The 338-nt window shown below is 61.8% G+C and carries 1 protein-coding gene; it reads left to right on the top strand.

What is annotated here, in order from left to right; all coding sequences use genetic code 11:
- Positions 1 to 2: 2 nt before the first annotated feature.
- A partial coding sequence (locus EE949_RS13690) for a DUF945 family protein (RefSeq protein WP_241152855.1) occupies positions 3 to 338 on the top strand: 336 nt, incomplete at its 3' end.

The following is a 338-nucleotide window of genomic DNA, read 5'->3' on the forward strand; positions in this document are numbered from 1 at the left end:
GTATAGCGGTTGGCGTGATCGTCGTGGCAGGAGCTCTGGCGACGGCTGGCGCCTGGTACACCGGTACTAAACTGGAAGGCGCGTTGAACGACTCCATCAGCCCGGCCAACCAGGAACTGGCGAAGTCGTTCAAGGGCACCGACACCAGCGTCAAGCTCGAAATGCTCTCCCTTGAGCGCCATTTCTTCAGCAGCACCGCGCACTACCGCGTCGATATCCAGAACCTGTCCGATAGCACCCAGGGCGGGCAGTTCCTGTTCGTCGATCACATCCAGCACGGGCCGATCCCGCTCTCCCGACTGAAGACCCTGAACCTGCTGCCGGTGATGGCGCTGAGC

This window comes from Pseudomonas viridiflava (assembly GCF_900602065.1).
In the GTDB taxonomy this organism is placed as follows: Bacteria; Pseudomonadota; Gammaproteobacteria; order Pseudomonadales; family Pseudomonadaceae; genus Aquipseudomonas.